This is a genomic window from Sphingomonas sp. (assembly GCF_035714405.1).
Taxonomy (GTDB): domain Bacteria; phylum Pseudomonadota; class Alphaproteobacteria; order Sphingomonadales; family Sphingomonadaceae; genus Sphingomonas.
Map to the genome: position 1 here is coordinate 103,462 of NZ_DASTMA010000009.1, position 12,960 is coordinate 116,421.

Sequence of the window (12,960 nt, forward strand, 5' to 3'; positions counted from 1 at the left end):
GACTTCCTGGTCGTGGTGTCAAGCGGCCGGACATCTGGTTTGCAGAGTGTTCACTTCGGAGGGAAACGAAGAAAAAGCATGTTTGCTGGATGCGGGTCTGAGCGGGCCGTCTGACTTACACAACAGGCCCTAACGCCTCGCAAGCTCCAGGAAAGTTCTCTGCATGCGCTTGCATACTCTAGCTGGTCCGTTTAGGGGCACTGCCGATCACAATGGTGACAACAGGCAAGGGAGAGTGACCATGGCTCAAATTCGGTGCGCAGGACGCCCTGGCTTCGGGACAGCCGGTGTTTGAGCCCTTTCCCGGGAACTACGTCTGGAACCTCGGGGTTAATCTGGCGATGCTCGGCGGCGGCAACCACGGCGAGGTCGATGCCGCTTGCCGGCCGGTCCGCGAGGCCGCCGCGCAAGGCGCGGACGCCGGCAGCGCGCAGTTTTTCGACAGCTGGATCGCCGTCGCCGACCAGATCGTCGCCAATGCCGCGAAGGACGAGGCGGCGGGCCGCAATTGGTCGGCCGCGCAGAAGCTGTTCCGCGCCAGCGGCTATTATCTCAGCGCCGAACGGCTGCAGTCGCGCGACTATGCGCCGCGCTGGGCCGCATACCGTAGCGGCCTGGATTGCTTCCGCCGCTTCGTCGAGCTGGACGGGGCCGCCGTCGAGTTCGTCGACATACCCTATGAGGGGTCCAGCTTCCCCGCTCTGTTCGTCAGGGCGCCCGCCACCGCCGACGGCCCTGCCCCGTGCGTGGTCAGCTGCAATGGCCTGGACAGCATGAAGGAGCAGATCTTCGGCAACGGCCTGGCCCAGGCATTCGCGCGGCGCGACATCTCGACGCTGCTCGTCGATCAGCCCGGCACGGGCGAGGCCCTGCGGCTGCGCGAGTTGGTCGGCACCCATGAAGCGGAGCGTTGGGCGACGCCTGCCTTCGATTATGTCGCCGGTCGCGCCGACGTCGACCCTGCACGGATCGGCATGTTCGGCCTCTCGCTCGGAGGCTATTACGCCCCGCGCGCCGCGGCGATGGAGCCGCGCTTCGCTTTATGCGCGGTGCAAGGTGCCAATCACGATTGGGGCGAGATGCAGAAGCGCCGCCGCATGCGCGAGGGAGAAAACCCGGTGCCCCATTATTGGGATCATGTCATGTGGGTGTTCGGCAAGCCCGACCTCGACACCTTCATGGATTGGGCACCGGCAATGTCGCTCGACGGCGTCGTCGAGCGCATCAAGGTGCCTTTTCTCGTCACCCATGGCGAGAACGATCGGCAGATCCCGGTGGAATACGCCCACCGCTCCTACGATCAGGCGGTCAACAGCGCCGAGCGCGAGTTGCGCATCTTCACCCACCGTGATTTCGAGGTCGAACATTGCGGCGCCGACAATGGCACGGTCGGCCGTGACTTCATCGCCGACTGGATCGCGCAGCGGTTCGGCGGCACCATCGCCTGACGGAGAGTGACAGCCATGACGGACCCGGATTTCAAGAGCTTCCGCCGTGTCGTCACGACGCATGACGAGGCCGGAAAGTCGATCATCAAGAGCATCGACACCCTCACCCCGACGATGATCCCCAGCGGCGACGCGGCGTTCCAGTTCGTTTGGACCACCGGCACGGTGCCGGCCGACCTCAACAATGGCTCGGATGGTCCGACCGCTGCCGGAGGGCTGATCAAGGGCGGATCGGTGATTCGTGTGGTCGACATGGTGCCGGGCAAGCCCTCGCCGATGCACCGGACGTTTTCGATCGACTATGGCGTGGTCATCGCGGGACGCCTCGAACTCACCCTCGACGGCGGCGAAACGGTCGAACTCGCGGCCGGCGACATCGTCGTCCAGCGCGGCACCAATCACCTTTGGCGCAACCCGTCCGAGACGGAAATCACGCGCGTCGCCTTTATCCTGATCGAGGCCGCGCCGGTGGTGGTGAACGGTCAGGTCATGGAAGAAGTCCACCCGTGAGCCTGGCAGGTCGACACATCGTGGTGACCGGCGCCGGCGGCTTCGTCGGCGGCCTGCTCGTCGATCGGCTGCTCGCCGAGCCGGCGTTTGCGGGCGCGCGGATCACCGTCAACGACCTGAGGCTTGGCGATTATCCGGCGCGGGTCCGGATGGTGGCCGGCGATCTCGCCGAGCCGGCGGTGCGCGCGAACTTGCTCGAAGGCGGCTGTGCGCTGCTGTACCACATCGGTGGCGTCCTCGGTGGAGCGGCGGAAGCGGATCCGGCGTTGGCGCGACGCGTCAATGTCGACGCGACACTCGCCCTGCTCGAAGCGGTGCGTGACGATACCGACCCTCCGCGCGTCGTCTTCGCCAGTTCGGTGGCGGTATTCAGCCCACCCTGGCCGGCGCACATCGACGACGACACGCGCCTCAACCCGACGATGATCTATGGCGCGCAAAAGGCGATGGCGGAGATCGCGGTCGAGCAGATGAGCGCGCGCCGGTGGATCGACGGGCTGGCGCTGCGCTTGCCCGGCATCGTTGTCAAACCCGGCGCCGACGCGCGGATGAAGTCTGCCTTTCTCAACCGCCTATTCGAGGTGTTCAGCGCGGGCGACGATCTGACGCTGCCGGTCTCTGCGGACGGCACCACCTGGCTGCTGTCCGCGCCGGCCTGTATCGACGCGCTGATCCATGCGGGAACGCTTGCTCCTGAGCGGATCGGCGCCAGGCGCGCGCTTAACCTGCCGTGCCAGACCGTGCGCTTCGCCGATCTGGTGCGGGCGCTGCATGCGCGCTGGCCGAACAGCCGGACGACGGTCAGTTACGCACCGGACCCGGCGCTCGAGGCGCAGTTCGGACGCCAGCCGCCGTTGATGACGGCGCTGGCAAATTCACTCGGCTTCCACCACGATGGTGACGTCACGACACTGGTTGCCCGAGCCCTCTAAACCACCACCCCAGACCGGCAGGAGTCGGCCTCAGGAGACGGATCCATGAAACTTGCAACCCTGGCCAATGGCACGCGCGACGGCCGTCTGGTGATCGTCTCTCACGATCACGCCCAGGCGGTGGCGGTTGAGGACATCGCAGCCACGCTGCAGGACGCCATCGAACGCTGGCCCGCGGTCCAGCCGGCGCTCAAGGCGCGCGCCGATCTTCTCGCCGCGGGCAAGGCGGACGGCGCGTTCGACTTCGCCACCGCGGACGTGCTCGCGCCCCTGCCGCGCGCCTGGCAGTGGCTCGACGGCTCTGTCTATGGCACCCACGGCGACCTCATGCAGAAGATGATGGGCCTGCCGCCGGTCACGCGCGAGCGGCCGCTGATGTACCAGGGTATCTCCGACCAGATCCTGCCGCCGACCGCCGACGTCGCCTTTCCGACCGAAGACGACGGCATCGACTTCGAGGGAGAGTTCGGCGTCATCATCGACGAGGTGCCGATGGGCGCCACACCGGCGGAGGCGGCAGAGCACATCCGCCTGGTCGTCCAGATCAACGACTGGTCGCTGCGCGTCCTCGGCAAGACCGAGATGCAGACCGGCTTCGGCTGGATCCAGGCCAAGCCACCGATCGCGATGGCGCCGGTCGCGGTAACGCCGGACGAGCTGGGCAATGGCTGGCGCGACGGTCGGGTCGACCTGCCCCTGCTGATCGATTGGAACGGCAAGCGCGTCGGCGCCGCCGAAGGCTATGCCATGGATTTCAACTTTCCGGAGCTGATCGCCCATGCCGCGCGGACGCGGACATTGTGCGCCGGCACGATCATCGGATCGGGAACTGTCTCCAACGAGAATTATGCCGAAGTCGGCTCGTCCTGCGTGGCGGAAGTCCGTGCGATCGAGATCATCGCCGCCGGCAAGCCGGCCACCGACTTCATGCGCTTTGGCGACACGATCCGCATGGAAGCCAGAACCTGGGATGGCTTGCCGGCTTTCGGCGCGATCGCGCAGACCGTCGTGCGCGCGTGAACGCCACGCTCGCCCGCGCGCTGGTCGTCGGCGGCGGAATCGGCGGCATGTCCGCCGCCATCGCGCTGCGGCAACGCGGGGTTGCGGTCGATCTGGTCGATATCGATCCGGAATGGCGGGTCTATGGCGCGGGCATCACCATCACTGGCCCGACGCTGCGCGCGTTCAATCGGCTGGGTCTCATCGACGCCATCGCGAGAGAAGGGTATTTCTCGGATCGGGTAGAGTTCTACAGCGCTGACGGCATCCTCATCAGCACGCTCGACTCGCCGGTGCTGGAGCCCGGCATCCCTGCCGCAGGCGGCATCCTGCGTCCGGTGCTGCACCGGATCATGTCCGAGCGCACCGTCGCCGACGGTACGCAGGTGCGGCTCGGAGTGACGGTCGACGGCTTCGTCGAGGATGACGACGGGGTGCACGTCACCTTCACGGACGGCACATCCGGCCGCTACGACGCGGTGATCGGCGCCGATGGCTCGCATTCGCGGCTGCGCGCGCGGCTGTTTCCGGGCGCGCCCAAGCTGGAGTTCACCGGCCAGGGCTGCTGGCGCATCCTCGCCCCCCGACCGGCGAACGTCACCTGCTCGCAGATCTGGTTCGGGCCGGAGTGCAAGCTGGGCATGAACCCCTGCTCGCCCGACAGCATGTACATGTTCGCGACGACACACATGCCGGGCAATCCACATGTCGCCGAGGACCAGCTGCTGCACGGCATGCGCGACATCCTCGCGCCGTTCGGCGGCGACGTCGCGGCGGTGCGGGCCGGGTTGGGGCCGGACTCGCAACCCAATTACCGTCCGCTGTTTGCGATGACACTGCCTGCGCCATGGAATATCGGCCGCATCGGGCTGATCGGCGACGCGGTTCATCCCACGACGCCGCACTTGGCAACAGGTGCGGGGCTGTCGGTCGAGGACGGGATCGTGCTTGCGGAGGAGTTGATGGCCGCCGACAGCGTCGCCGAAGGCTGGGTCCGCTTCACGGCGCGTCGGCTGGAGCGCGCGCGCCTGGTAGTCGAGAACAGCGTCCAGATCGGCCGCTTCGAGCAGGAGGGCGGGCGCGACAGCGACGTCCGCGACCTGATGCGGCTGACCACCCAGGCGCTGGCGGAGCCGGTATGACCCCGAGCCGGGAGGCCGGCCTGACGCAGGGGGTGATCCTGGTCGCGCAGGCGGTGCTGGCGACGATGGGCGCGGTGCTGCTGGTGCCGGTCGTGCCGCTGTTGTTCCAGGAATATGGCGGCATGCCGACGCCGAATACTTGATCCCGGCGCTGCTCACCGTTTCCGGACTGTGCATCACATTGCTGTCGCCGTAATTCGGATGGGTCTGTGACCGCGTTGGGCGACGGCCGCTGCTGATCGCGGCGCTGCTCTGCTTGGCCGGTCTCGCGCCGATGGTCCTGACGAGTTTCGCCGCCGTATTCGCCTCACGCGTCGTGTTGGGATCTGCGACGCGGCGGTGATCGTCGTCAGCGCGACGATGATCGGCGACTACTACCGGGGGCCGGCGCGCGCGAAGTGGCTGGCGATGATCAGCACGGTCGTCAGCCTGTCGGCCGCCGTCTTCCTGGGGCTGGGCAGCCTCCTCGGCGACGCGTTCGGCTGGCGCGGCGCGGTCGCGGTATCGCTGCTGTTCGTGCCCGCCATGCTGTTCTTCACCTGGGAGCCGGCGCCTGACGCAACCGGCGGCGGCGATGACGCTCCGCTCGCCAAGTATCTGTGGTTGACGGCGCTGTGCACCTGCTTCGGCGCGGTGCTGTTCTACACGCTCGTCTTGCAGCAAGGATTGGGCCTGGCCGCGCTCGGGACGCTCGATCCCGGGCGGATCGGTCTGCTGACCGCCGTCGCGAGCTTGGGCAATCCGATTGGCAAATTGGTTTTCGTCGGTTGACCGGCCTGTCGACGACGATGCTGCTCGGGCTGGCCTTTTCCGTCATCGCCATGGGGTTGGTCGCGATGGGCGGGACGAGTGATGTCGGCTATGCCGGCGCGGCGTTCGTGGGGCTGTTCGGCGCCGGGCTGCTGATGCCGACGCTGCTCACCTGGACCATGAACCCCCTGCCCTTCGAGGCGCGCGGCCTAAGAACGGCGGTGTTCCAGTCGATGTTCGGCTCGGCCAGTTCGGATCGACACTGTCGCTGCCGTTCCTCACCGCCTGGCTGACCGGCAGCGTGCTGGCGACCTTTGCAGTGCTCGGCGGCTGCTCGCTGGCGGTGGCGGCCAGCCTTCGCCTGGCCCATGCCGACCGTGTGCCGCCCGCAGAGCTACGGGCGTAATCGCCGCCGCCAGTCCTGACGGATAGGCTGTTCACACGTTGCAAGCGCATGCAACATCGATTACTGTGGTGGGAAGATGATGACGCGACGCCGCTGGAGAGGATCGATCGTCCTCCATTCGCCCGATCACAAGGCGATGGTCGCGTTCTTCATGGACGTGCTGGGCTTCCGCTTGTCTGACTGGCTGGGCGACTTCATAGCGTTCCTGCGCTGCAACGAATGGCACCATCGTCTCGCGGTCGCGCCCGGGCCGCCGTGCCTGAACCACGTTGCGTTCGACATGCTGACCGTCGACGACATGATGCGCGGCATCGGCTGGCTGAAGCGCGCCGGCACCGACCTGCGCTGGGCCCCGGGCGCCACACCGCCGGCAACAACACCTTCAGCTACTTCTCGAGGCCGGCGGGCTTCGCGGTCGAATACACGTCGGAGCTGGTGGCGGTCGATGACGAGACCCATGTCGCCGAGTTCCACGAAGCGAAGGACGACGCCGTCGACCAGTGGGGGATCGCGCAAGGAGGGCCGCACACCATGCCCAAGCCGGTCGCCGACAGCGGCCTGTTCGTCGCACCGCCGATCTGATCAGGGCATAGCTTCGGCGCCGGAAGACTGGCATAAGCGCGTCATGCTCGGACAGGTTGACCGCTCGCTTGTTCGGTAAAGGCGGAACAAGCACTCAGGATCAGGCGCTTGCTGAGGGTATCGTATGATGTCACCTAATCAACCGTCTTGGTCCACCGAAGCCTGGTACGTCGCGTGCACCCCTGACGAGATCGACGGCAAGCCGCTGGGGCGAACGATCTGTGCCGAGCGGATGGTGTTCTTCCGCGGCAATGACGGGCAGGCCGCGGCGGTGGAGGATTTCTGCCCCCATCGTGGCGCCCCCCTGTCCCTGGGGTTCGTGCGCGACGGTACGCTGGTCTGCGGCTATCATGGCCTGGAGGTCGGCTGCGACGGCCGGGCGCGCAGCATGCCCGGGCAGATGGTCCGCAACTTCCCGCCGATCCGCGCTTTCGCCGTCATCGAACGCTATGGCTTCATCTGGGTATGGCCAGGCGATCGAGCGACGGCCGACCCCACCGCGCTGCGCCACCAGCCTTGGGCCGAGGACCCGGCCTGCGCCTATGGTGGCGGCATGTTCCACATCGCGTGCGACTACCGGTTGATGATCGACAACCTCATGGACCTCACCCACGAGACCTATGTCCATGCCTCCAGCATCGGGCAGAAGGAGATCGACGAGGCTTCGGTCGCGACCACGACCACCGAAGACGAGGTGATCACCAAACGGGCGATGCACGGCATCCAGGCGCCGCCCTTCTATCGCATGGTGATGCGCGGCCTCGGGTTGGACGAGGACATGGCCGTCGACCGCTGGCAGATCTGTCGCTTCTCGCTGCCGAGCAGCGTGATGATCGATGTGGGCGTCGCGCCCGCAGGCCATGGCGGCATCGACGCCGATCCTGCCACGAAGATCGCCAGCACCGTCGTGGACTTCATCACGCCCGAGACCGACGGCTCGCACTGGTACTTCTGGGGCATGGCGCGCTACTACGCCGTCGATGATCCGGCGATGACCGACAGCATCCGCGCCGGCCAGCACAAGATTTTCAGCGAGGACCTGGAGATGCTGCAGCGGCAACAGGACAATCTGGCGCGCTATCCCGAACGCCGGCTGCTCAAGCTCAACATCGACGCCGGCGGAGTGCGGTCCCGCATGATGATCGACCGGGCCATTTCCGCCGAGCGGCGGCGAGCAGCCTCCTCAGTCGAAACCGCGGCGTAAGCGGTCAGGTCCAGCTTGCGACCTTCGGCGTGCGAGCGCTGTTCCGGACCACCAACGTGCCGGGAATGATCGTCTGGATCGGCTCCGCGCCACCGCGGACGGACTGGATGATTGCCACCGTTTCCTCGACCAGCCGCGCGGTCGATTGCGCATAGGTGGTCAGCGAGAAACTCGGCCACCGCGCCATCGCGATGTCGTCGAAACCGACGATCGAGATGTCGCGACCGACGGCCAGGCCGAACTCGGATCGCGCGACGTCGATCGCCGCCAGCGCCATCATGTCGTTCGCGCAGAAGATCGCATCGGGGCGATCGGCCCGCAGCAGCAACTGTCGCGCCGCCGCCGCTGCACCTTCATAGGTATGGAAGCCGCACTCGACGATCGGCGGCGCATGTCCTTGTTCGCTGACATAGGCGCCGAAGCTGCTGCCGCGCTGCTGACTTGCCAGTGACGCCGCGATACCGCTGATGAAGGCGAACCGGGAATGCCCGCTCGCGCACAGGAACGCGGCGAGCGATCGGCCACCCGTGATGTTGTCGCCGCTGACGCTCGAGACCGGCGCGCCCGCTTGTGCCTGACGATTGTAGAGAATCACCGGGACGCGTGCCCGCGCGCAATGGCCAGCCAATTCGTCGGACAGGGCGGATGCCAGCAACACCATCGCGTCGAGGCGGTATTGCAGCACCTCACGCGCCGGCACCTGGGTGATGGAACTGTCGTCGGTCGAGAACAGCAACAGCCGCAAACCCACTTCGGCGAGCTTGATCGTGAGCAGGTCCAGCGTCGCGCTGAGGAAGGGATTGACGATATTGCCGACGCCGACGCCGACGATGTTCGATCGTCCGCTCATCAACGACCGCGCGATCATGTCCGGTTGGTATCCCACCGCTTCGGCAGCCTCCAGGATGCGCTTGCGCGTGTCGGGTGCGACACTGGCTCCCGGGGTGAACGCGCGTGACACCGCCGATTGCGAGACCTTGGCCATGCGGGCGACATCGCCGGCCGTGGCGATCGCGGGTAGCTCAGCGGACTTCTTGGCCATCGGGAGGCCATATCGCGATGGCCCCTCCTAGCCAACCATTGCAGTTGCATGCGCTTGCGATATCATCGCCCAACAAGTAGCGGCGGCACGGCTGTCACGATCGGGATGGCCCGGCGAAGCAGGCCGTTATAGTGTTCCGGACAAGGGCAGGCATTCGGCGCCTGCACGTCGCGCACCGCCATGGAGCTGAAGAGATGAAAACCCGCGCTGCCGTGGCGTTCGAGGCGAAGACGCCGCTCGAGATCGTCGAACTCGATCTGGAGGGTCCCAAGGCCGGCGAAGTACTGGTCGAGATAATGGCGACCGGCATCTGCCACACCGACGCCTACACGCTCGACGGGCTCGACAGCGAGGGGCTGTTCCCCGCCATCCTCGGCCATGAGGGCGCCGGCATCGTCCGCGAGATCGGCGCGGGCGTGACCAGCGTCGCGGCCGGCGACCACGTCATCCCGCTCTACACGCCTGAATGCCGCCAGTGTAAGTCATGCCTGTCAGGCAAGACCAACCTCTGCACCGCCATCCGCGCCACCCAGGGCAAGGGCGTCATGCCCGACGGCACCAGCCGCTTCTCCTATCGGGGCCAGCCGATCTTCCACTATATGGGCTGTTCCACCTTCTCGAACTTCACCGTGCTGCCGGAGATCGCGGTCGCCAGGATCCGGCGGGACGCGCCGTTCAAGACCAGCTGCTATATCGGCTGCGGCGTCACCACCGGGGTCGGCGCGGTGGTCAATACGGCCAAGGTACAGGTCGGCGAGAACGTGGTGGTGTTCGGGCTCGGCGGCATCGGCCTCAACGTCATCCAGGGCGCGCGGCTCGCAGGCGCCGCGAAGATCATCGGCGTCGACATCAACCCGGACCGCGAGGAGTGGGGCTGCCGCTTCGGCATGACGGACTTCCTGAACTCGCGCGGCCTGTCACGCGAGGAGACGATCGCCAAGGTGCTCGAACTCACCGATGGCGGGGCGGACTATTCGTTCGACGCGACGGGCAACACCGAGGTGATGCGCACCGCGCTGGAATGCTGCCACCGCGGCTGGGGTACCAGCATCGTCATCGGCGTGGCCGAAGCCGGCCGAGAGATCAGCACCCGCCCCTTCCAGCTTGTCACCGGGCGCAACTGGCGCGGGACCGCATTCGGTGGCGCCAAGGGCCGCACCGACGTGCCCAAGATCGTCGACTGGTACATGGAGGGCAAGATCGCGATCGATCCGATGATCACGCACGTCCTGTCGTTGGACGAAATCAACAAGGGCTTCGACCTGATGCACGCCGGCGCCAGCATCCGTTCCGTGGTGGTCTATTGATGGCGCCGCTGCTCGCGATACCTCGCCAAGGTGAGAAGCACAGGCTGGCGGTCACCATGGGGGCCGAGGACTGACATGGAGACGATCTCGACGATCAGATCGCACGGCGGCGTGCAGGGCGTCTATTGCCATGCTTCGTCCAGCACTGGCACGGACATGACCTTCTCGGTGTTCGTGCCGCCCCATGCCGTCGGTGCCGTGCTGCCGGTTGTCTGGTATCTCTCGGGCCTCACCTGCACCCATGCCAACGTGACTGACAAGGGCGAGTATCGTCGCACCTGCGCCGAGCTCGGCCTGATCTTCGTCGCGCCCGATACCAGTCCTAGGGGCGACAGCGTCCCCGACGATCCGGCGGGCGCGTACGACCTAGGGCTCGGCGCGGGCTTCTACGTCGACGCCACGCACGCACCATGGGCGAGTCACTACCGGATGTGGCGCTACGTCATGGACGAGCTCCCCGGACTGATCGCGCGCGCATTCCCGGCGGACATGAAGCGGCAGGGGATCACCGGTCATTCGATGGGCGGCCACGGCGCGCTGACCGCCGGGCTCCGCTATCCCGAGCGGTTCCGCTCCGTCTCCGCCTTCGCCCCGATTGCGGCACCGTCGCAGGTGCCGTGGGGAGAGAAGGCGCTCGGCGCCTATCTCGGGGCCGACCGGGCGGCGTGGCGCGGGCATGACGCGGTGGCGCTGATCGAGGACGGCGCGCGGGTGCCAGCGCTTCTCGTCGATGTCGGCGACGCCGATCCTTTCCTCGACAGCCAGCTCCGCCCGGAGCTGCTTCAGGACGCCTGCGCGGCGGCGGCGATCGACCTGACGCTGCGGATCCAGCCGGGCTATGACCACAGCTACCACTTCGTCTCGACCTTCATGGCCGACCATCTGCGCTGGCATGCCGAGCGGCTGCAGTGAGGCGGTACGACGTCCTGATCGTCGGCGGCGGCCATGGCGGGGCGAGCGCCGCGGTCGCACTCCGCCAGCGCAAGTTTGCAGGCTCGGTCGCAATTCTCGGCGAGGAGGCGAACCCTCCGTACGAACGTCCGCCCCTTTCCAAGGAGTATCTCTCCGGCGACAAGCCGTTCGAGCGCATCCTGATCCGCCCGCTTGCATTTTGGGCCGAGCGCGAGATCGCGCTGCTGACCGGGCGAAGAGTGGTCGCGGTCGACGCGGTCGCCCATGCGGTTACGACCCATGACGGCGAGCAGATCGGCTACGGCATCCTGATTTGGGCGGCGGGAGGACATGCGCGACGCCTGTCCTGCGCCGGCCACGATCTCGCCGGCGTCCACTCGGTCCGCAGCCGCGTCGATGTCGACCGCATGCGTGAGGAATTGGCGGCAACGACCCACGTTGCCGTGGTCGGCGGCGGCTATATCGGCCTGGAGGCGGCGGCCGGGCTTACCAAGCTCGGCAAGCGGGTGACCGTGCTGGAGGCACAGGACCGCGTACTGGCCCGTGTCGCCGGGCCGACGCTGTCGCGCTTCTTCGCGGCGGAGCACCGCGCCCACGGCGTCGACGTGCGGCTTGGTCAGAGCGTCGAGGCGATCGAAGGCCGGCACGGCCGCGCGAGCGGGGTCCGACTGGCCACTGGCGAGGTGCTGTCCGCGGATATGGTCGTCGCGGGTATCGGCATCGTCCCCGCCGTCGAGCCGCTCGTCGCCGCCGGTGCCGAGGGCGGCAACGGAGTGGCGGTCGATGTCAGCTGCCGCACCTCGCTAGCCGATATCTATGCGATCGGGGATTGCGCGCTGCATCGAAGCTCCTTCGCCGAGGAGCAGCCGATCAGGCTGGAATCGGTGCAGAACGCGAACGACATGGCCACGACCGCCGCACGCGCGATCCTGGGAGAGCAGGCGGCCTATACCGCCGCGCCCTGGTTCTGGTCGAACCAGTATGATCTCAAGCTGCAGACGATAGGATTGTCGACCGGGCACGACCGAGAAGTGATCCGCGGCGACCCGTCATGGCGCAGCTTCTCGGTGGCGTACCTGAAGCACGGCCGCATCATCGCGCTGGACTGCGTCAACACCGTCAGGGACTATGTGCAGGGCAAGGCGCTGTTGCTGCAGCCGGCACCCGACATTGCCCGCCTCGCCGATCCCTCGGTGCCGCTTAGAGATCTAGTGCCGGGCGCGGACGCCCCGGACGTTTGAACCCAGAGCGAGGGTGACCTGCCCGTGTTGGCAACGCCGCCTGAGAGGCGCAGCACCCGGACAGCCCCGATCGTGCCGACGTCCCCCCCACGACAAAAACCGCCCGGACGTGAGTCAGAGCGGTGGATCTTAGATGTTGGAATCAGCGCCGTCCCAGCAGCAAAGGAGCAAGCGCGCCCAAAGCGTGAACGGATGACAGGTTGGTTGCGGGGATAGGATTTGAACCTATGACCTTCAGGTTATGAGCCTGACGAGCTACCGGGCTGCTCCACCCCGCGCCAAGACCTGCACTCCATTGAGGAGGCAAGGACATGTGAATGGGTTCTTCTGACTTCGTGCCCGCACCGGCTGCAATGCCTGGCGACGACCTACTCTTCCATCGCTTGAGCGATAGTACCATCGGCGCAGTCGGGTTTCACGGCCGAGTTCGGGATGGGATCGGGTGGGACACCGACGCTAAGATCACCAGGCAATGAAGCCGGTGC

14 protein-coding genes, 1 tRNA gene and 1 rRNA gene are annotated in these 12,960 nt (G+C 66.7%); 13 read left to right on the top strand and 3 right to left on the bottom strand.

The window, feature by feature from the left end:
* Nucleotides 1-287: 287 nt before the first annotated feature.
* From VFQ64_RS02985 to VFQ64_RS03030, 10 genes are all read left to right on the top strand, one after another.
* Nucleotides 288-1,448 (top strand): alpha/beta hydrolase family protein, encoded by a 1,161-nt coding sequence (locus VFQ64_RS02985; RefSeq protein WP_325101818.1) that lies wholly within the window; start codon nt 288-290, stop codon nt 1,446-1,448.
* Between the two features lie 15 nt (nt 1,449-1,463).
* On the top strand, nt 1,464-1,958 hold the full coding sequence (locus VFQ64_RS02990; RefSeq protein WP_325101819.1) for a cupin domain-containing protein: 495 nt from the start codon (nt 1,464-1,466) through the stop codon (nt 1,956-1,958).
* The gene (locus tag VFQ64_RS02995; protein WP_325101820.1) at nt 1,955-2,890 is read left to right on the top strand and encodes an NAD-dependent epimerase/dehydratase family protein; all 936 of its coding nucleotides are present in this window, start codon (nt 1,955-1,957) and stop codon (nt 2,888-2,890) included. The genes VFQ64_RS02990 and VFQ64_RS02995 overlap by 4 nt, the downstream gene beginning before the upstream one ends.
* 45 nt (nt 2,891-2,935) lie before the next feature.
* Nucleotides 2,936-3,910, top strand: a complete 975-nt coding sequence (locus VFQ64_RS03000; RefSeq protein WP_325101821.1) for a fumarylacetoacetate hydrolase family protein — start codon at nt 2,936-2,938, stop codon at nt 3,908-3,910.
* Nucleotides 3,907-5,031, top strand: coding sequence for an FAD-dependent oxidoreductase (locus tag VFQ64_RS03005; protein ID WP_325101822.1), 1,125 nt, complete (start codon nt 3,907-3,909; stop codon nt 5,029-5,031). Before VFQ64_RS03000 ends, VFQ64_RS03005 begins: the two co-directional genes overlap by 4 nt.
* Nucleotides 5,028-5,174: a hypothetical protein gene (locus VFQ64_RS03010; protein WP_325101823.1), complete on the top strand. Its 147-nt coding sequence runs from the start codon at nt 5,028-5,030 to the stop codon at nt 5,172-5,174. The genes VFQ64_RS03005 and VFQ64_RS03010 overlap by 4 nt, the downstream gene beginning before the upstream one ends.
* Before the next feature lie 181 nt (nt 5,175-5,355).
* A complete protein-coding gene (locus tag VFQ64_RS03015; RefSeq protein WP_325101831.1) occupies nt 5,356-5,802 on the top strand; it encodes an MFS transporter in 447 nt (148 codons plus the stop codon).
* Nucleotides 5,799-6,074 carry a hypothetical protein gene (locus VFQ64_RS03020; protein ID WP_325101824.1) on the top strand — a complete coding sequence of 92 codons (276 nt, stop codon included), beginning with the start codon at nt 5,799-5,801 and terminating at the stop codon, nt 6,072-6,074. Before VFQ64_RS03015 ends, VFQ64_RS03020 begins: the two co-directional genes overlap by 4 nt.
* 548 nt (nt 6,075-6,622) lie before the next feature.
* Complete coding sequence (locus VFQ64_RS15580; protein WP_414712854.1) at nt 6,623-6,769, top strand: hypothetical protein; 147 nt, start codon at nt 6,623-6,625, stop codon at nt 6,767-6,769.
* A 127-nt stretch (nt 6,770-6,896) separates the two neighbouring features.
* Entirely contained in the window at nt 6,897-7,973 is a 1,077-nt protein-coding gene (locus tag VFQ64_RS03030) for an aromatic ring-hydroxylating dioxygenase subunit alpha (protein ID WP_325101825.1), read from the top strand.
* A gap of 4 nt (nt 7,974-7,977) precedes the next feature.
* Here VFQ64_RS03030 and VFQ64_RS03035 read toward each other — a convergent pair whose 3' ends face one another.
* Nucleotides 7,978-9,015 (bottom strand): substrate-binding domain-containing protein, encoded by a 1,038-nt coding sequence (locus VFQ64_RS03035; RefSeq protein ID WP_325101826.1) that lies wholly within the window; start codon nt 9,013-9,015, stop codon nt 7,978-7,980.
* Nucleotides 9,016-9,209: 194 nt separating this feature from the next.
* On the opposite strand from VFQ64_RS03035, the gene VFQ64_RS03040 reads away from it, so the two are divergent.
* From VFQ64_RS03040 to VFQ64_RS03050, 3 genes are all read left to right on the top strand, one after another.
* Nucleotides 9,210-10,322: an S-(hydroxymethyl)glutathione dehydrogenase/class III alcohol dehydrogenase gene (locus tag VFQ64_RS03040; RefSeq protein ID WP_325101827.1), complete on the top strand. Its 1,113-nt coding sequence runs from the start codon at nt 9,210-9,212 to the stop codon at nt 10,320-10,322.
* Nucleotides 10,323-10,397: 75 nt separating this feature from the next.
* A complete protein-coding gene (fghA, locus tag VFQ64_RS03045; RefSeq protein WP_325101828.1) occupies nt 10,398-11,234 on the top strand; it encodes an S-formylglutathione hydrolase in 837 nt (278 codons plus the stop codon).
* The gene (locus VFQ64_RS03050; protein WP_325101829.1) at nt 11,231-12,475 is read left to right on the top strand and encodes an NAD(P)/FAD-dependent oxidoreductase; all 1,245 of its coding nucleotides are present in this window, start codon (nt 11,231-11,233) and stop codon (nt 12,473-12,475) included. Before fghA ends, VFQ64_RS03050 begins: the two co-directional genes overlap by 4 nt.
* Before the next feature lie 201 nt (nt 12,476-12,676).
* On the opposite strand, the gene VFQ64_RS03055 is transcribed toward VFQ64_RS03050, so the two are convergent.
* Both VFQ64_RS03055 and rrf read right to left on the bottom strand, forming a co-directional pair.
* Nucleotides 12,677-12,753, bottom strand: a tRNA-Met gene (locus tag VFQ64_RS03055).
* A 77-nt stretch (nt 12,754-12,830) separates the two neighbouring features.
* Nucleotides 12,831-12,945 (bottom strand): 5S ribosomal RNA (gene rrf, locus VFQ64_RS03060).
* Nucleotides 12,946-12,960: the final 15 nt, after the last annotated feature.